At 44.1% G+C, this 19,493-nt stretch carries 15 protein-coding genes; all 15 read right to left on the bottom strand.

From position 1 onward, the window contains the following. Positions 1-169: 169 nt before the first annotated feature. The gene (locus D8886_RS03890; RefSeq protein WP_002908763.1) at positions 170-856 is read right to left on the bottom strand and encodes a B3/B4 domain-containing protein; all 687 of its coding nucleotides are present in this window, start codon (positions 854-856) and stop codon (positions 170-172) included. A 120-nt stretch (positions 857-976) separates the two neighbouring features. Further along, positions 977-1,567: a DNA-directed RNA polymerase subunit delta gene (rpoE, locus tag D8886_RS03885; RefSeq protein ID WP_002898937.1), complete on the bottom strand. Its 591-nt coding sequence runs from the start codon at positions 1,565-1,567 to the stop codon at positions 977-979. A gap of 185 nt (positions 1,568-1,752) precedes the next feature. Next, positions 1,753-3,036 carry a trigger factor gene (tig, locus tag D8886_RS03880; RefSeq protein WP_125434297.1) on the bottom strand — a complete coding sequence of 428 codons (1,284 nt, stop codon included), beginning with the start codon at positions 3,034-3,036 and terminating at the stop codon, positions 1,753-1,755. 79 nt (positions 3,037-3,115) lie between these two features. Then, the gene (locus D8886_RS03875) at positions 3,116-3,679 is read right to left on the bottom strand and encodes a TIGR01440 family protein (RefSeq protein WP_125434296.1); all 564 of its coding nucleotides are present in this window, start codon (positions 3,677-3,679) and stop codon (positions 3,116-3,118) included. Between the two features lie 12 nt (positions 3,680-3,691). Next, positions 3,692-4,174 (bottom strand): ECF transporter S component, encoded by a 483-nt coding sequence (locus D8886_RS03870; RefSeq protein WP_125379907.1) that lies wholly within the window; start codon positions 4,172-4,174, stop codon positions 3,692-3,694. Continuing rightward, positions 4,155-4,925 (bottom strand): bifunctional hydroxymethylpyrimidine kinase/phosphomethylpyrimidine kinase, encoded by a 771-nt coding sequence (locus tag D8886_RS03865; RefSeq protein ID WP_125434295.1) that lies wholly within the window; start codon positions 4,923-4,925, stop codon positions 4,155-4,157. The genes D8886_RS03870 and D8886_RS03865 overlap by 20 nt, the downstream gene beginning before the upstream one ends. Continuing rightward, complete coding sequence (gene truA, locus D8886_RS03860) at positions 4,915-5,664, bottom strand: tRNA pseudouridine(38-40) synthase TruA (RefSeq protein WP_002905341.1); 750 nt, start codon at positions 5,662-5,664, stop codon at positions 4,915-4,917. Before truA ends, D8886_RS03865 begins: the two co-directional genes overlap by 11 nt. A gap of 256 nt (positions 5,665-5,920) precedes the next feature. Continuing rightward, positions 5,921-11,653: a ZmpA/ZmpB/ZmpC family metallo-endopeptidase gene (locus D8886_RS03855; protein ID WP_125434294.1), complete on the bottom strand. Its 5,733-nt coding sequence runs from the start codon at positions 11,651-11,653 to the stop codon at positions 5,921-5,923. Positions 11,654-11,973: 320 nt separating this feature from the next. Then, the gene (gene dnaJ / locus D8886_RS03850; RefSeq protein WP_002905343.1) at positions 11,974-13,107 is read right to left on the bottom strand and encodes a molecular chaperone DnaJ; all 1,134 of its coding nucleotides are present in this window, start codon (positions 13,105-13,107) and stop codon (positions 11,974-11,976) included. A 198-nt stretch (positions 13,108-13,305) separates the two neighbouring features. Continuing rightward, entirely contained in the window at positions 13,306-13,938 is a 633-nt protein-coding gene (locus D8886_RS03845; RefSeq protein WP_125434293.1) for a DJ-1/PfpI family protein, read from the bottom strand. A 226-nt stretch (positions 13,939-14,164) separates the two neighbouring features. After that, positions 14,165-15,994, bottom strand: coding sequence for a molecular chaperone DnaK (gene dnaK, locus D8886_RS03840; RefSeq protein ID WP_125434292.1), 1,830 nt, complete (start codon positions 15,992-15,994; stop codon positions 14,165-14,167). 137 nt (positions 15,995-16,131) lie between these two features. Then, positions 16,132-16,668 (bottom strand): nucleotide exchange factor GrpE, encoded by a 537-nt coding sequence (gene grpE, locus D8886_RS03835; protein WP_060976579.1) that lies wholly within the window; start codon positions 16,666-16,668, stop codon positions 16,132-16,134. Positions 16,669-16,703: 35 nt separating this feature from the next. Then, on the bottom strand, positions 16,704-17,738 hold the full coding sequence (hrcA, locus tag D8886_RS03830; protein WP_125434313.1) for a heat-inducible transcriptional repressor HrcA: 1,035 nt from the start codon (positions 17,736-17,738) through the stop codon (positions 16,704-16,706). A gap of 163 nt (positions 17,739-17,901) precedes the next feature. Further along, positions 17,902-18,630: an ABC transporter permease gene (locus D8886_RS03825; protein WP_125434291.1), complete on the bottom strand. Its 729-nt coding sequence runs from the start codon at positions 18,628-18,630 to the stop codon at positions 17,902-17,904. After that, positions 18,623-19,462 carry an ABC transporter ATP-binding protein gene (locus D8886_RS03820; RefSeq protein ID WP_125434290.1) on the bottom strand — a complete coding sequence of 280 codons (840 nt, stop codon included), beginning with the start codon at positions 19,460-19,462 and terminating at the stop codon, positions 18,623-18,625. Before D8886_RS03820 ends, D8886_RS03825 begins: the two co-directional genes overlap by 8 nt. Positions 19,463-19,493 lie beyond the last annotated feature (31 nt).

Here is a 19,493-nt window from a genome sequence, read left to right as displayed (position 1 = left end):
TCCAGCAACGACGTCGTTGCTGGAAACTTATCTAGAGGAGGATTTTCCATAATCTGTCTGAAAAAGAAAAATAGCTCCCTGAAAACAGGAAGCTCTGACCTCTAAAAGAGGTGCCCGAACAGTATGATATCGCAAACCTAAAAAATTGTCAAATATTTTCAGTCGGTTTTCATCCATTTTCACCAATACTGATGACATGTGTTTCGAATTCTACATCGGGCATGCACTCTGCTAAATCGTGTCGGATTCGCTCCAAGGCTTCCAGACGCATTTCGACAGAGGTATTGGCATTCCCCTGAATGATGAAAATGGCGTCCTTGGTTTCCTCATCAAACTTATAATACTCGCTGTCACGAACATCCAGCCAAGCCAAAATGCCTTTGGCATCCCGATAGACATAGTCCGTCTTGGCAACATGCTTCTCCTTGGACAAAATAGGCAGAAAAACATCTTCCTTTTGGCTTACGGTGAATTCTATCTGACCTTCAATCTTATCAAAATCATGCCCACCAATAGCCAGTAGAGAATGCAGGGCTTCAACATTATAAATATCAATAATGCTATTAATATGAGGGAGTGAGCCTCGGTGCTGGATATTGCGAATCAGCGCGGGAACCGTCGGAGGATTTTTCTTAACACTGCGACCTACGCGCTGCAGTATTTCTATATAACCTTGAACCACTGGCGACTCAAGCACCTCATCCAAGTCGCAAGCCAGAGCCCAGTCTTCCATTTCCTTTTTCTTTTTTAGAAATGAGGGAGACAGTTCTGCCTGCGGATTAACATTCTTGGCAATCCCGATAGCAACACTCTTAATGCCTAAATCACCCAGACTCTTATCAATGACAAATTTCATAGCAGTCTTCCTCCATCTATTCTTTATTAAATTTTATTAGTATTCTACACCTTCCGAACTTATATTTCAAGGAATATTAAAAGAAACAAGGGATTTCATCCCTTGCTTCTTTTGGTTGATTTATTCTTCCTCTTCGGTCTCCGTATCTTCGTCAGAGTAGTCGTCATCTTCTTCGTTGAGTTCGACTTCTTCACCTAGATCATCTGGAGCGATTTCGTTGATTTCAGCATCATAAGCTTCCACTTCGTTCTTCTCATCATCTGGATTTTCCTCATCGTATGAGAGAGCAGGATCTGCTTCGTAGCCGTCCTCATCTTCTGGATCGTCATCGCTGTAGTCAATGGCATCCTCGTCGCCATCCATAAAGGCATTGACGCGTTTCTTCTTACGTTTCTTAGGTGCGTCGTCCTCATCAGTCTCTTCCAAGGCGATGATTTCTTCATCCACTTCGTCGATTGCATACCATGAACGCAGGCCCCATTTATTATCTCCCAGCGGAATAAAGCTGCCGTCTACATTGAGTTCTGTGTAGAACAATGGCAGAGCATCACGAATCTCACTGTTTGATTTTTCCAGATAGTTTTGAATTTCATTGACCAGATCATTAAAATACATCTCATGATCGCGGCCGCGGGCTTCCAAAATGGCACGCGCCACTTCAATCATAGAAAGCTCACTTTTTTCCTGTCCAGCAAATACTTCTAATTCCAAAGTTGATCTCCTTTAAGATTAAGTAAAGGCTTGTCGCCCTCTTGCAATTTTTCGCTACTTTCTATTGTACGATAAATTTCTATTTTCGTCAAAAGAAAATCCAGGAAAAATCACGGAACAAGTACAAAAAGAAACTAGTGCATCTGTACACTAGTTTCAAATGATCTCATTTTGAATGATGAAGCTTATTTCACTTTCGCAGTGCTTGTAATCACTTCAACAGCTTTCTTGATAGCAATGTCGTGTTTCAGCATATCTTCTGAAAGCAATTGGCGAACACGTTCCACTTCCATGTTGTAGTCTGTAGCCAATGAAGTTACTTCTGCTTCGATTTCTTCTGCGCTAGCTTCAAAACCTTGTGCCTTAGCAACTGCTTCTACGACAAGGTTTGTCTTAGTGCGTGACTCAGCATCTGCTTCGTATTGCTTGTGCAGGTCTTCCTGAGTAGTGCCAGTGATTTGGAAGTACATGTCAGGTGAGATTCCTTGGCGTTGCATGTTGCCCAAGAATTCATTAACAGCACGGTGCACTTCTTCGTGGATCATTTCAGCTGGCAAGTCAACGATTTCAGCGTTTGCTACTGCTTGATCAATAGCTGCTGCTTCTACCGCATCCTTATAAGCTGTTTCCTTAGCTTCTGACAATTCTTTGCGGTACTTTTCTTTCAGCTCGTCAAGCGTTTCCACTTCTTCGTCGATATCTTTTGCAAGTTCATCGTCCAATGCTGGAACTTCTTTTTCTTTAACTTCGTGAATAGTTGTCACAAACTTAGCTTCCTTGCCTGCCAAGTCTTCTGCTTGGTAGTCTTCTGGGAAGGTTACGACAACGTCCACTGTTTCACCTGCACTGTGGCCAACCAACTGCTCTTCAAATCCTGGGATGAATTGACCGCTGCCCAATCCAAGTGAGAAGTTGTCGCCCTTGCCGCCGTCAAATTCAACGCCGTCAACAGATCCAACAAAGTCAATCACAACTGTATCACCATCAGCTGCTGGACCTTCTTTGAGAACCAACTCAGCCAAGTTGTTGCGCTCACGCTCAATACGCTCATCTACTTCAGCGTCAGTCACTTCTTTAGTAGCTTCAACAGTTACTTCCAAGTCTTTGTAAGCACCCAGCTTAACTTCTGGCTTAGTGACTACTTCAGCTTTGATGACCCAGTCTTGGCCTTTTTCCATAGACTCGACATCAAACTGAGGTTGAGCAACTACTTCGATACCTGCTTCTTTGACAGCCGCTTCGTATGCTTCTGGAAGAAGAGCGTTCAACGCATCTTGGTAGAGGGCTTCTTCACCAAAACGTTGGTTGAAGATAGCACGTGGAAGGTGACCTTTACGGAAACCTGGTACAGCAATATCTTTTTTTACTGAGTTAAATACACGGTCCAAGGCAGGCTTGATTTTCTCTTGACTGATGCTAAAAGTCAAAAGGCCGCGATTTGTTTCTTTGTTTTCAAATGATACAGACATTCTGTCATTTCTCCTTAAAATTTATTGAATACAACCCATTATAGCATAATTAGAGTTTTTTTCAAAATTATTTTTCCTTTTATCCCTTCCTGATTTTATCCTCTATATAGGCCGCTCTGGCGCCGCCAATTAGCTTGGGACGGCTGGCTAAAGCCGTGACATGGGCAGCTCCCAATTCCTTGAGAATCGGTCGAATAGGAATCTGCACATGCTTGACATGCATACCGATAGCAGTATCGCCAATATCCAGCCCTGCCTGAGCGACAATGAACTCTACCTCGACAGGATCTTTCATGTATTGGAAAGCCGCTAGCTGACCGCTGCCTCCAGCATGAAGAGTAGGCAGAACATTGACTATCTCCAAATCCTTCTTTTCCGCTAAGGTTCTTTCGACTACGAGGGCGCGATTGAGATGCTCACATCCCTGAACTGCAAGAAAGATACCTTCCTCTTCTAAGATATCCAGTATGGTTTTGACAATGACCTGTCCGACTTCCAGACTGGAATTCTGACCGATATGTCCTCCGACAACCTCACTAGAGGATAGCCCCAGAACAAAAATATCTCCCTCGACCAAGGCAGCCTTGTCCAAAACATCTAGAACAATCTGACGAGTTTCTGCTCCAATCTTAGCTAAGTCCATGTCTCACCTCGTTTATTTCACTGCGACTGCCTTTTTCAAACTCTCTGGGAAGGCCTTGTAAAGAGCAAATCCAACTGCTAAACCAAATGCATTCTGCATAAAATTACTTAAGATTTCGGCTAGGGCAGCCCCGACACCATTCATAATACTACCAAAGAGGGCATAGCCACCGACCATAGCTACTGTAGCCAAGACCAGACCAAGATAGCGACTCTTGCCCTCAAAGCCAGCAAAAAACCCTTGAAGTCCGTGGCAAATAAGACTGAAAATCATCCACTGAGGATAGCCGGCAATCATATCAATCAAAAAGCCTGAAAGGCCTCCGACAATAGCCGCTTCCTTGCGACCAAAGTAAAAAGCTGTAAAATAAATCCCTGCATCCAGCAGTGTCAAAAATCCTGTTGGAGTTGGGATTTTTAAAAAATTCCCCAAAACCACAGACAGTGCTGTGATGAAAGCTAAGATAACTAATTTTTTAACTTGATGATTTCTCATACTGAACCACCCCATATTGATCTGAGCGCTGAATCGCTTGGTAAACAAAATCTTTAGAAATTTGAACTGCTGCAAGCGGAGACTTGCCGAGAAGCAGCTGACTGGCAATGCTGGAAGCAAATGTGCAGCCCGCTCCAGTATTGTTGCAGGCCAGCACTGGCGATTCCATGACCTCAAAATCTCGGCCGTCATAGTAAACATCCACCGCCCGCTCCTTGCTCAAGCGATTGCCGCCCTTAACCACCACATGCTTGGCTCCCAAATCATGGAGTTCCTTGGCTGCAGCCTGCATATCCTCCAGACATTTGATTTCTTTTTGGGTTAATAGCTGAGCTTCTGCTAGATTTGGTGTGATGATGCTGACATGAGGGAAAAACTTGATGATTTCTTCTCTCAGTGCACTGACTTCCAAATCATGATTTTCCTTGCAGACCAAAACAGGATCCAGGACTACTGGTATATCCCCATGCTGCTTGACAAAAGTCAATGCCTGCTCTGCTATTTCCAGATTGGGCAAAAGTCCTATCTTAATAGCAGAAAAAGAAATATCCTTGAGACTGGCTAACTGCTGGGCAAAAACCTCTTCCTCAACTGGAATAACTTCAAATCCCTTATCAGTCATAGCCGTCAGGCAAGTCACAGCTACGAAACCATGCAGACCATTGACTGTATAGGTAGTCAAATCAGCGTGCAGTCCGCCACCGCTGAAAATATCATTGCCTGAAAGGGCTAAAATCAACTTATTCTTCATAACGAATCTCCTTTAGATAAAGGCCGTTTGGACCAGCTGTTGGTCCTGCCAGATGGCGGTCTTTCTCCGCTAATATCCTCTGAATCTGCTCCACTGGCATGCGCTTGTTTCCAATCTTAAGCAGGGTACCGACCATATTGCGGATCTGCTTGTAAAGAAAGCCATTGCCCGAAAAAGTAAAGACCAGAAAATTACGCTCTGCATCATAGCGGACCTTGGCCTCGGTAATGGTCCGAACCTTGTCTTCCACACTGGTCCCCGAAGCCGTAAATCCAGTAAAATCATGCGTCCCCTCTAACTGAGCAATCGCTTCTTCTATCAGACCCAGCTCCAACGGATAAGGATAATGCGTGGCATAATGGCGCATCATAGGATTTTTAGGCCGGCCGATGTCCACCAAAAATTCATAGGTTTTGCTATGCTTATTGTAGCGAGAGTGAAAATCTTCCGATACCTGCTCCACACTGATAAAATCAATATCTTCCGGCGTCTGGGTATCCAAGGCGAAACGCAATTTCTCTTCATCACGATCCTCAGGCAAATCAAAATGCAGTACCTGGCCCAGAGCGTGAACACCACTGTCTGTCCGGCCCGCTCCATGAATCACCACAGGCTGCCCTTTATTGATACGGGTCAGGGTCTTTTCAATCTCTTCCTGAACACTTCTGGCATGGGGCTGTCGCTGAAAGCCAGCAAAGTCATAACCATCATAGGAAATAATCGCTTTATATCGTGTCATGTGTTTATTTTAGCAGGAAAAAAAGCCCCCAGCAAGCCCTAAAAGCAGGAACTGTCTGGGGACAGATTTTTATGAAAATACCATATAAGAATTAGAGATAATCGATACTGTTTGTTGCCGTTATGCAACATAACAACCCATCTGAATCAGACTGTCAGTGACGACACAAACAGAGCTAATTCAAATGGGTTGTTGATTGCATATTGCTAAAGGTCATTATTTGCAGTTACACATGCAGCAAATCTGACACTTTTTCTTAGGAACCCCAAATAGAGTTTTCATCCATAAAACTGTTGGTGTTCTTGAGCAATTGCGTAAAGACAGCATACTTGAAGTCCTTGGTTGCGCGTTCATCGACACGAGCCTTCTTCAGATCCTTTTCAACAGCTTCTGCAAAACCGGCCTTCAGCTCTTCAAAAGTACTGTAGACTTTTCCGTTGACTGTCACTGGCTTAATTCCTAAGTTTTGAGCTTTCTCAGCAACTTGTCTGAAGTATGCTTTCTTGAAGGCTTCCATGGTTTCAAATTCGCCTTCAGAAATTTGCTTGATGATAAAGTTATCGCTCAAACCAGTCACACCTTGCTCATTGGCTGTCTTACGGTGTTTATTAGAAGCATAGCTTACAAAGCCTTTTTCATAGCCATAGTAACCCCAGATTCTGAAGGTATTATGCTTGAACATCAAGGCGCCTGGTGCTCCAGTATTGTTTTGACCGCCACCATAGATACCCGTCATGAAGTCAATAGCAATGTAACTAGAGTCGTAATCAGCAGGGTTATAGGTTCGATTGTCCACAGCACGGTTAGACAGCAAGCCTTGGTCAACCAAGTCCTCTACAGAAGAGACTGACATGGCCGCTTTCTCCTCAGCCGTCAACTCTCTTACGACGTCATATTGGGTTCGAGGATCTACAACTTTCGGTTCAACCTTCTTGAACCATTTGGCTGCTGCTTCATTTCCTTTATCCACAACCGCTTGGCCTTCAAGGTAATCCAGCAGCATGAGGGTATCATTATATCCCTTCATGTAATGGTCGATGTCTGCTCGGTTCTTGAAGAGACTTGGCGAGCTATTGAAAATGAGGCTGCCATTATTTGGACGATCAAAGGCCATATTGAGACCCAAAGCACCCCAACCTGGCTGATCAGGAACAGGTGATTGGAGCATACCTTGGGCATAACCTTCTGGTCCGATACCTTGTCGTCTGCCATGTCCACCCAGATAAATATCTCTGTCATTGACGTGGGTGAGCTCGTGCGTGAAGACGGACACACCGTATTCTGTCAAGAGGTCAAAGGCCTCAAAGTTAACACGGATTGAACCGGCAGCATGGGCGCCATAGCCATTTGACTTGTACCAGCCACCAGCTCTGCCACCAACTAGGTTAAAGAACTCGCGGGATGGTGCATAAGGATTGCCCTTATTATCATTTCCGTTGACATCAATCCAGCCGCGTCCTTCTACATCAAAACCATCCCATACAGCCGTTACATTTTCCTTGACCATTCTGGACTTGATATCATCTGAGAGCAGTTTGTACCAAGTGTCTACGTGATTTCTATGCTGGGTCGCTACTTCCTTGATGCGCGCATTAAATCGTTCATCAGACCATGACCGACGCTTGTCTCTGTTGACAAAGGCCATCGTGCTATAGTTTGACAGAATGGCTAAGCGCGTATTCTTCAAGGTTAGCAGCGGAAGGATATAGTTGCTGAAGTACTCCGAGTTGAGGTTATCAAAGACGCGATACTTAGCAGTCTTAATCTCCTCGACTTCTGACTGGCGTTCTTCAAACTGAATAAAGCCTCGAGTTGCATCCTTGAACCAAGTATCCATGTCCGCAAAGTCAGTCAGCAGGCGACGGTTGTAATCCAAGTAAGCCACCAAATCACTAGCCTTGGACTCAGCCTTCAACTGACGTGCAAACATATTGACATTGTCTGCCCCTTTCAGTTGATTTTCTGTCGAACGTCCAATCTTAATCAAGCGATCCAACAATGGCACTTTTTCACCATAGAAGTCTGGTTTGAAGAGCACCAGCTCCTTGAGGTTATAGTCGCCAAACTTGAGATCGTAATAACGGTTGAGGTAGGTCAGTCCGAGCATGATGGCGGTCTTGTTCTCTTCGATTTTAGCTTTCAGAGCTTCGTTGGCTGCTGGATTGTCAGCATGGAATCGTGTCCATTCATTGGCCAAGAGCTTACCAATCATATCCTGCAAGTTGGCTTTCACCTCAGCCAGAGATTCATCCAAGAAGAGGCGCTTGACTTTGTTGACCCTGTCATTATCATTTGGAAGACCAACAGATCGATAGACTTCATCACTGTACAGCTCAAAACTCTTCAAGCTCTCAGTCAGCTGGGTCAGCAAGTCTTCATTGACTGCCGTTGAGTGATTTGGAGTATAGACTGTGTCAAGCTCTGCAATCTGATATTCCGGCAGAGCAGTCTGTTCAAATCGTGCTTGATTTTGAAGATTGTAGATGGTCTTGCTTCCGTCTGCAAAATGGACTAATATCTTATCTGCATCCGTTCCGCTAGCAACAAACTGATTGCCTTTCAGGGCTTGAACTGATAGAACTTTCTTAGTCAACAGATCTCCCGCCTTACCAGCATCCACCAGCTTATTGGCTTCGTGAATCAAGAACTCTTGGTTGTAGAAAGGCATAAAGCGCTCGAGGTTCTGATAAAGCTGTTCATTTTCTGCCTTGTAACCTGGCTTGTCTTGATAAGTACTTGTTCTCAGGATAGCAGCATTTAGCTTCTCAGTTGTCACTTCATTTGCGCTGCTTTGGTCAAGAGCGGTAATCTGGTAGCTCTTAACTTTTTGCTCCGCTTCAGCTTCTGTCAAGCGGCGGAACTTGGCATCTTTTCCTGTCTTGGTTCCAGAGCTTTGCCCCTGAACACCAAAGAGATTTTGGAGTTTTTGTCCCATCCAAGCATCGGTAATCTCATTATCTGAGCTAAAGAGCTCTTTACCGTTCACTACAGTGGCATAGCTGACAGTGTCATTGATGGTTCCATACGGCCAAATGGAAGCAGCGATACCTGCTGAATTTCTTGAGCCTGCATCCTCTAACTTACCTTTGGCAACTGATTGCATCAATCTGCCCCAATTCCCCCAGCCTGTACCTGAATAGTCAGTGAAGTTTTGAGCGACTAGCATACCAGCATTTTGGCCACTCTTAACCCAAATATCTGCTTCAACGTAGGCTCGTTTCACCAAGGACATGGCGTTGGTGCCTGCGATACCGCCTGTCACAGAATTTCCACCCTTGGACTTGATGCGGCCCTTAAAGGAGACATTTTCCACTCGAGACTGACCTTCTATATTATTAACCAGACCGGCAATATGATCTCTTCCTTCCAAGTATCCTTGGACATTGACGTTTTCGATTATTCCTTTATTCTTCAAGCGAGCAGCAATTGTGGCAATTGTATCGCCCGCTTGCGAATCTGGATAAACCATATTGACTCGCTTAAAGTCAATATCCTTGACCGTTCCGCCAGTAATCGTATCAAATAGAGGATGCGCCAAGTCTAAAATGGCATGGCGCTCACCATTTTGACCACCAATCAGCTGGCCTTTAAATTCACCTTGCAGGTAAGACTTGCTGTTGGCAGGTTTATCAATCAACTTGGCACTGATACTCCGGCCCAGAATAAAGGTTCCAGAAGGATTTTCCTTGATGCCGTCCAAGAGGTCTTGGAAGTCATAATAGACATTTCCTTCACGCTTCTTGGCCTTTTCCAGATAGAAATCAAAGCTGTTTTGAAGACCAGTTGTGCTTCTTTGCAGCAAGTTTGGCAGCTGAGCTTGAATCTTAAAGACAGGCTGGTTGTCAACGACCACTTCCTCGATAGAAGTAACTGGCAGGACAGTGTCCTTGAACTGGTCGGATGTAAAGTGCAGGTAATATTGGTCCAGATTTGCTGGTTTCTCAGCCAGAGTAGGCATCAATTTTGTCTGGCCATTTTCAACCTTCATCAAAGCGACATTAGTGATGGACTTGAGTTCCACCTTCTTCAGATCAAGCTGGACTGTCTCTTGAGCTAATTCTTGACTTTCCGAGCCATTTCCTAAATCATAGGACAGGATCGTCTCAATCTTATACGGTGTATAGTAGTCCAAACCACTGAAGCTAGCAGTCAACTGGCCTGCCGTCAAGTTCTGCTCTGCTATCAGCTGGCCATCCTTCTTCAGACGAACATGAGCACTAGTAAAGGCTTGATCTCTGTCCGTCAGCTGGTATTGAATCTGAACTGATTTCTGCAATTCATCCTTCTTAACCGCTGAAACAGTCAGAGTTGGTGCTGCTTTAAGAGCCAATAAGTCGGCCAAAGCCTGCTTAAGTTGGTTGACACCCGCATCTACTTCATCTTGACTTGACGAAGTTTGATAAACCGTCGCAGCCATATTCTTAATTGCCTGCAGCTGCTGATAGGATTGATTAGTGTAAACTGCAGGATCCACAGCTGCTGCTAAAGCCAGCTGCTTGCTCAATTCTTCTTTATTGATGCGAGCCTTGCTACCTCGAGTGACCACTGTATCAACTACTTCATGCAAGATTCTTTCAGTTGTTTGTGGCTCCGATATGCGATTACCATCCAAGACTTCATAGCTGGTTACAATTTCTTTTTGTCCTGGAGTTCCATCGACAGTGGTCTCCTCATCAAGATACTTGCTATCATCTGTCTTGTTGACAACTTGAGGTTCAATCGTTTCTAGCTTGATGTCTGTATGTAGACTAGGCTGTTCTGGTTGAACTGTCGACTCGCCGTTAACGCCACCTGTGTATTCTGGCAAAGCTGGCTCAACCGGAGCCGTGTCACTAACTGTAGCTACCGGAGCATCATAGACTGGATTGTCTGCTTGAACTGTCGATTCGCCGTTAACGCCGCCTGTGTATTCTGGCAAAGCTGGCTCAACTGGAGCCACGTCACTAACTGTAGCTACTGGAGCATCATAGACTGGATTGTCTGCTTGAACTAGCGATTCGCCATTAACGCCGCCTGTGTATTCTGGGAGGGCTGACTCGACTGGGGCTGTGTCGCCAACTGTAACGACTGGGGCAGTATAGACTGGAGTTTCCGCTTGAACTAGCGACTCACCGTTCACAGCACCGCTGTACTCCGGTAAGGCGGGCTCTTGTAAACTTTCTCCTTTTGCCGTTTCTATAGGTGGATTTGACGGCTGAGGAGCTGGACTAAGATTTGGAGCTGGAGCTGGAGTTGGAAGATTCCCTATCTGGCCAGAATCACTTTCATCAGGATTCAGCTGATACTGCAACCCTGCCTGAGCAGCTCGATCAATAGAATCAGAAGCCTCTTTTGCAGATTCTGACACTTCTGCTTGCGCTTGAGCCTCTTGACCAGCTGACAAAGAGGTTGGCTTGGTCTCTGTCAAAGTACGCAAATCAGAAGCTGTAAAGTAACCGATATAGTTATAGCCTGCAATAGTCACATCCGCTTCAGAAACTGCTGACGAAACCGCAACTTGACGGTTATAGGAAAGTAATTCCCGATTTTCTAGCGCAAACGCTTGAGGAGACTGTAATAGAGTCTGTCCCAAGCTACCTAGCAAAAGCACTCCTAGTAACTTACCAGATTTCTTTCGTGAGAATACCAAGACAGCCAAAATAGCCGTTCCCGCAAATAAGCTGAGAAGCGGCTGACCGTTATTTCCTGTACTCGGCAAGACAGTTTGCCCATCTTGCTTCCGATAAATCAGGTAATAATTTTCCCCTGTTTGCAGATTTTCAGGCAGACCTTTCTTAATCAGCCCTTTTTCCTGCTCTGTTAGCTCTTGCTCTTCGACATAGCTATAGTGAGCAGTCGCACCGCCTCCTACTTCATCTGCAGCAACAGTCGAACTGGACAAAGAGCTCCCAAAAATCAGAGCTGCAACGGCAACTGAGCCCACACCGACAGACAATTTGCGAATCGAATATTTCTGAATTCGCTCCTGCACTTTTTCAAAACGTTTCACTTTATAAATCCCCTTTTTCCTAAAATGTATAAAGCTAATCTCCCATTATCTCTCTAGCCAACTCCCCAGCAGGCTAAAAAGATGCGTTTTATACATATAGTATTATCATATATCTTTTAGGAAATTTTTACAATAGATTTTACTTAAAAAAACAATTAATTTTTATAAAAGTAAAGAGAAAAAATCTCTTTACACTTTTTATAGATAATTTCTTTTAATTAAATGGCTGATCAGAGCTGCTCTCTTTTTTGACTACATTTTCCCAATAGCCTTCTAGAAAACATAAAAAGAACAGCATTAGGCTGCTCCTTTTTATATGATTACAAATCTTCCAAGGCATCTTTCATTTTGTCGAAGAAGCCTTTTTTCTTAGGATTGACCGAGATATTGCCTGCTTCCGCAAATTCTTTGAGGGCTGCTTTTTGACGGTCGTTGAGGCCAGTCGGCGTCACAACATTAACTGTAACATACTGGTCACCCATGCTTCCACCACGCAGACTCGGTGCTCCCTTGCCACGCAGGCGGAAACGCTTGCCAGTCTGTGTTCCTTCTGGGATATTCAGCTCCACATCCCCGTGAACAGTTGGAATATCCACACTGTCACCAAGAGCTGCTTGGACAAAGTTGAGATTGAGCTTGTAGTAAATGGTAGAGCCATCTCGCTCAAACTTGTCACTCGGCTCAACTTGGACCACAACATAAAGATCACCATAAGGGCCGCCATTAAAGCCTGCTTCACCTTGACCAGACAGACGGACCTGCTGACCAGTTTCCACACCAGCTGGGATTTTCACCTTAACGCTGTGAGCCTGTTTTTCATGACCCGTTCCGTGACAGGTTTCACAAGGACTTTTGATTTCTTTTCCTCGGCCATGACAGACATCACAGGTCACTTGCCGACGCATCATGCCAAGCGGTGTCTGGGTATCAACATTGATGACACCTGAGCCATGGCAGCGACCACAGGTAACAGGGCTAGTTCCTGGCTTAGCACCAGACCCGTCACAGGTACGACAAGTCGCTTCGCGGTTATACTTGATTTCCTTCTCAGCTCCGAAAATCGCTTCTTCAAAGCGGAGATTTACACGATACTGAAGATCATCCCCTTGGCGCGGAGCATTAGGATTACGCGAAGCGCCACCACCAAAGAAGCTGGAGAAGATATCTTCAAAGCCACCAAAGCCGGAGCCATCAAAGCCACCGAAGCCGCCTGCACCACCGCCAAAGCCACCATTAGCTCCCGCTGCACCGTATTGATCATAGGCTGCCCGCTTTTGCTCGTCGCTCAGCGTTTCATAAGCCTCTTGGACTTCTTTATATTTGTCCTCCGCCCCAGCTTCCTTATTAATGTCGGGGTGGTACTTTTTAGATAATTTCCGATAGGCTCTCTTGATCTCATCCTGAGAAGCATTCTTAGAGACACCTAGACGGTCGTAATATTCTGTATTGTTCATGTAAGATACCAAGACCGTAAAATTCGACTGAAAAATAGGAAATCAGGCGACGGAGCGATGCTCCTAGACAGATTTCTCTCTTTTCCGAGAATTTAGGTCGGGTTCAGTTCCTTTCTTTTATATTGAGTCAGAATTTTTGGAACCCGTGTTCAGTTGCGAACACCCATGTTCCTTTCTTTAAATTTTAGAAAATATTGATCAGAGGGTATTTTCAAATTCATGCTTCATTTCAGCAAACTCTTCTTCTGATAAAGTGAATATCAAGTCCTCTTCCGAATATTGATTCCGTTCTTTAAAATAGTTGTCAGCATTATCTACCAAACCTAGACTAAGAAGCACTTTTCTCGCAAACGCTTGATGTGCAAAACCAACAGCTGTAATGATGTTTTTATCTTGCAGAACAGCTTGAGCTTTGAAATTTTCCCGTGGAAGAAACTCAAAATAGTCAAAGAAGTTTTGCCAAATCCCACCAGTAAATTTCGTGTCGTTCAACAAGCCTGCTCTCGCCAATAAAATGGACGCTGAGGAAATAGCTGCAATCAAAATCTCTTGCTGCTTCAAACTTTTTAGGAAAGAAATCAATTTTTCATCATGCAAAGCAGGAGCGATGTTTATCATTCCTGGCAAAATGACACAAGAATAGTCTTCTATAACTACTTCATCCAGTGTTCTAGTAGGTTGACAGACTAATCCATCTTCCGATCTTATAACATTTCTATCTGAACCAGCATAATCAACCTCGACACCAAAAGATAGAGCTAAAGTACTAGTCAGACCAACTACTTCATAAAGTGAGAAATTAGGATAAATTAAACAGAGCACTTTCTTCATAAGCGTCACCCTCTAGTTTAGCGAAAAACAGAGGCTGGGTTGCAACCTCTGGATTTCTTCCTATCATTACGACGTGAAATTTTCAAAACAATATTTTTCGAAAAATTTTTGACGCGGTAGCTGATTGGATTTTAGGTTCGTCTTTCAGACTCCCAAAAATCCTAATCATCCTCGCGGGGGTTCGACTACGAACTAAAAACTTTCAATTTTAGTTCTGTCTCACCGCCTATTTCTCAGTAAACTCTCCGTCTACGACATCATCGTCTGCTTTAGTTGAGCCCGCGTTTTCAGCTCCTTCTGCTCCTGCTTGGGCTTGTTGAGCCGCAGCAGCTTGTTCATAGAGTTTCACTGCCAGTGCTTGAGCTTTTTCGTTGAGAGCTTCCAATTTCACTTTCATGTCGTCCAAGTTATTGTCTTCTTGCGCTTTCTTAAGTTCATCAAGAGCAGCTTGGGCAGCGTCACGCTCTGCGTCGAAGCCTTTGCCTTCTGTTTCCTTGATAGTCTTTTCAGTCGCAAAGATAGCTTGGTCAACTTCGTTACGAAGGTCAACTTCTTCTTTACGTTTCTTATCTGCTTTAGCATTTGCTTCCGCATCCTTCATCATACGGTCGATTTCTTCGTCAGTCAGGCCGCTGTTAGATTGGATAACAATGTGTTGTTCTTTTTGAGTTCCAAGGTCTTTAGCCTTAACAGACACGATACCGTTCTTATCGATGTCAAAGGTTACTTCGATTTGAGGGATTCCACGAGGAGCAGCTGGAATATCTGTCAATTGGAAACGTCCCAGAGTCTTGTTATCTGCTGCCATTGGGCGTTCACCTTGAAGAACATGGATATCAACGGCTGGTTGGTTGTCTGCTGCTGTAGAGAAGACTTGTGATTTAGAAGTTGGAATTGTTGTGTTACGGTCGATTAGCTTAGTGAAGACGCCACCCATTGTTTCGATACCAAGTGACAATGGTGTTACGTCAAGAAGGACAACATCCTTAACATCACCAGTGATAACACCACCTTGGATAGCAGCACCCATGGCAACTACTTCGTCAGGGTTTACTGATTTGTTTGGCTCTTTACCAGTTTCAGCTTTAACAGCTTCTACAACAGCTGGAATACGAGTTGAACCACCAACCAAGATTACTTCGTCGATTTCTGACAAGCTCAAGCCTGCGTCAGAAAGAGCACGGCGAACTGGTTCTTTAGTGCGCTCTACCAAGTCACGAGTCAAATCGTCGAATTTAGCACGAGTCAAAGTCATTTCCAAGTGGAGAGGTCCAGCGTCGCCAGCTGTGATAAACGGCAAGCTGATTTGAGTTGAAGTTACACCTGAAAGATCTTTTTTAGCCTTTTCAGCTGCATCTTTCAACCGTTGAAGCGCCATCTTGTCATTTGACAAGTCGATGCCGTTCTCTTTCTTGAACTCAGCCACCATGTGGTCGATAATCTTTTGGTCAAAGTCATCACCACCGAGTTTGTTGTCACCAGCAGTTGCCAGTACATCAAATACACCATCACCTAACTCAAGGATTGAAACGTCGAAGGTACCACCACCCAAGTCAAAGACCAAGATTTTTTCTTCTTTATCTTGTTTGTCAAGACCGTAAGCAAGTGCTGCTGCAGTTGGTTCGTTGACGATACGTTCTACTTCAAGACCAGCGATTTTACCAGCGTCTTTAGTCGCTTGACGCTGTGCATCGTTAAAGTAAGCTGGTACTGTGATAACCGCTTTGCTTACTTTTTCACCAAGGTACTCTTCTGCATAGCCTTTCAAGTATTGCAGAATCATAGCTGAGATTTCTTGTGGAGTATATTCTTTACCGTTAGCAGCTACTTTTTCAGATGTTCCCATTTTTGATTTGATGGAAATGATTGTATCTGGGTTTGTCACTGCTTGACGTTTTGCCGCATCACCAACGATGATTTCACCATTTTTGAATGACACTACAGATGGTGTTGTGCGATTTCCTTCTGGGTTTGCGATGATTTTGCTTTCAGTTCCTTCAAGAACTGCAACTGCTGAGTTTGTTGTACCTAAGTCAATACCAATAATTTTAGACATATTTTTACCTCTTTTTACTTTAATTTTATTTTTGATACTCTTTGGTTCGCTTCGCTCACTATTGCAAAGCTGAACAATTTTTTATCTTTCTTCATAGTTTATTGTCGTTTCGGACAAGATTTTTCAAGTTTTCTAGCCTAGTTATAGACCACTACCATTGCTGGGCGCAGGATACGATCATGAAGTTTGTAGCCTTTTTGGAAGACCTGCGCGATAGTGTCAACTGGGTGCTCATCGTCGGCTGGAACTGTTTGAATGGCCATGTGATAGTTATGGTCAAAAGCTCCGTCGGCTGGAATTTCTTCGATACCCTCTTCTTTGAGAGCATGAATCAAGCTTTCCTGCACCATTTCCAGTCCTTTTTTAACATCATCTGTCAGACCTTCAACGGCAAGCGCGCGCTCCAGATTATCTATCGAAGGCAAAATAGCTTTTGCCAGATCCTGACTGCGGTATCTTTGCAGCTGCTGGCGTTCTTCATTTGCTCGGCGCTGGATGTTCTGCATTTCTGCATGAGCACGGAGATATTTGTTTTCAAAATCTTCTGCCCGTTCATTGGCTAGTTCTAATTCTGATTTTTCAGGGCTTGCTGATTCAGCTTGCTCAGCTGTTTCTACAGCTTCCTCTTTTACTTCCACATCTTCTGGATGTTCTTCTTGTTTGTGTTTTGCCACAAGGCACCTCCTTTTTAGGAATATTTATACTATAATTAATGGACTTCGTAGTGATTACTGCTAAGATAGCGATAGAAATCGGTCAGTTTCATGGTCAGCACGCGGTTGACGACATTCATCTGACTAATCAGCCGTTGGTAGTCAAGATTGACCGGACCGACAATTGCCAGTACTCCGAAGCCTCGATAAGGAATCAGAAATTTACTGGAAATCAATGTCAAATCAGCCAAACAGCTTTCCCTACTGTCTGCCACGCGTACGCTTTGCATCTGATCCTCGGCCAAGCTGTCGCGGATTTCAAAGGCTACTTTCTGCGGGTCATCAAAAAACTGATAGGCCGTCAGATCTGAGAATTCCAAGAGCTGAACCTTGCCAGACAGAATCACATTTTCCTTGAAAATATCACCAAAGATATGCTCAAAGAGCTGGATGACATTGTCCGTCGTAGTGAAATAGCGCTGGATAATCTGCGGAATTTCCGTCCGAATCTTGTAATGGATGTCCAGCACTGTCTGTCCCAAAAACCGCTCCCTTACTAGGCCTTTAAGCCTATCCAGGTCTTCTTTTAAGAAGTTGCGCGGAATCATAAACTGACTAGTAATGGTATTGGACTCATCCAAGGTGAAGACCGCCAGAGCCGTGTGCTGACTGAGCACAACGATGTCAAAAGCTGTCAAACGCTGCCGACTGGGTTCTACATCCAGTGCAACAACCGTGCATCCACTGAGCTTGGTCAAAAGGTCTGCTGCCTGTTGAAGAATGTCCTCCAAGTTAAAAAACTCATGGTCAAAGGCCTTGATAACCTCATAAAGTTCATTCTCAGCGAGACGATCAAAGGACAGAGAATGCTTGACAAAGTACTGAAAACCAGCCACGCTAGGCTTACGACCGCTGGACGTATGCGCCTTTTCCAGAAGCCCCTGCTTTTCCAAAGCTGCCATATCGTTTCGGATAGTAGCACTACTGGAATTGATGGAATCCTGCAGGGCTTTGGAGCCGACCGGCTCGTGGGTCTTGGTAAAGATATCAATAATCAAATTCAAAATCTCATTTTGACGCTCCGTGACCACGGCATCACCTCCAATCAAGATTCTGTTGTCGATTAGCACTCGACCACCTCGAGTGCTAACTCATGATTCTATTATACACTCTTCCACACCAAAGTCAAGACAAAAACTCAAAAAATTAGCACTCTTTTTACAAGAGTGCTAAAAATCGGTCTAGCGACCTAGATTAGTCGTCCAAGATTTGCAAATGGCGCATCAAATAGAAAGAAATTCCTGCAAAAAGAAGCAGCCAAACTAGCAGAGCCAAAAATTCTCCACTCCATAAATGGAAATGAGACCAATCTTTCATATAACTACTAAAGAGGCCCATAAAGCTATAACGCAGCACCTTAAATAACTCCTCGCTCATATTTGAAAACATAGGAATAAATGCCGCCAAGAGCATGGCTGGAACACTAAGAGATTGTGCCATGACCTGATTTTTACAAAACAGACCAACCATTAAAAAGAAGAAAATTAAGACCAGCATGGTCAATAAGAGAACCAAACCATAGCTGAACAGATGTTTAGAAAGCTTGGCTCCCACCAAAATTGGGGTAATAACGATATAAAAAATCCCAATAATCGCTGGCCAGATTAAAGCAGAGAGAATGTATTGACCAGCTGTCACACCAGACAAGCGCAAACTTTGCAAATTATGTTTTTCTCTTTCCTCAGCTAGGATGATGATAATAGGTGTCCCAACTGACATGGCTAGAGAGAAGGGCAGAGAGACCGTAAGCAACATAGTAGCTAGTTTATCCGCTCCAATTTCCTTACCTGCTCCATTCAGAGAAAAAATAAATTTATAGAGAAAAATGAGGAAAATCGGCATAAAAACCTGCAATAGAATACTTTTATTAGCTAGTGTCACTTGACCTCTCAGCCAAATCATACCTTTGAATTTATTAGACATTTAAGGTACCTCCTGTCAAAGTGATGAAAACATCTTCCAAAGTTGGTTCGCAGGAATGAATACTGATAACATTGGACAAATCCAAACCACCTTGCAGTTCATCAAAGGTAACTGTCTTCGTCGTCAAATCTTCATATTCTAAACGAACCCTCTTATCTGTATTATACTTTTGGATTATCTCATGCGGACTGCCTACTTCGACTAGTTTTCCTTTACTTAGCAAGGCCAAGCGATCACACAAGAGGGTAGCTTCCTGCATATCATGAGTCGTCAGAAAAATAGTTGTCCCCTGAGCTTTTAGTTCCAGCAGTAGTTCATGAATGGTGCGAGAGGTTGACGGATCCAAACCACTGGTTGGCTCATCCAAAAAGAGCAATTTGGGCTGATTAATCAGGGCTCGAACCAGTAGCATCCGTTGTTTCATACCCGTAGATAGTTTTTCAGCCACCTTGTTGCGGCTATCATAAAGCCCCACTTTTCGGAGAAGTTCATCGACTTCTGTCATCTTAACCCCAAAGAGCATGGCATAGGCTTTGAGATTTTTATAAAGTGACACCTTTTCATAAAAACCACTGCCATCGCTGACAATCCCTATCTGCTCCAGCACTTCTGCCTTCAAATCCTCAACCGGTGCAGACAGCACATGAGCTGTCCCAGCATCTGCAGACAACTGACCAGTCAAGATATTGATAGTCGTCGTTTTACCAGATCCAGATGGTCCTAGGAAGCCAAAGATTTCTCCCTCTCGGATGGAAAAATCGATTCCTGCTAAGGCTTCTTGTTCCTTGAATTTCTTTTTCAAGCCTTGCACTTCAATAATGGTCTTTTTCATTGTTTTCCTCGCTTTCACAACAGTATTTAAC

It is taken from the genome of Streptococcus sanguinis, assembly GCF_003943655.1.
Classification (GTDB): Bacteria; Bacillota; Bacilli; order Lactobacillales; family Streptococcaceae; genus Streptococcus; species Streptococcus sanguinis_F.
The sequence above is the reverse complement of the archived record's forward strand: the minus strand, read 5'-3'. Positions and strand labels throughout refer to the sequence as shown.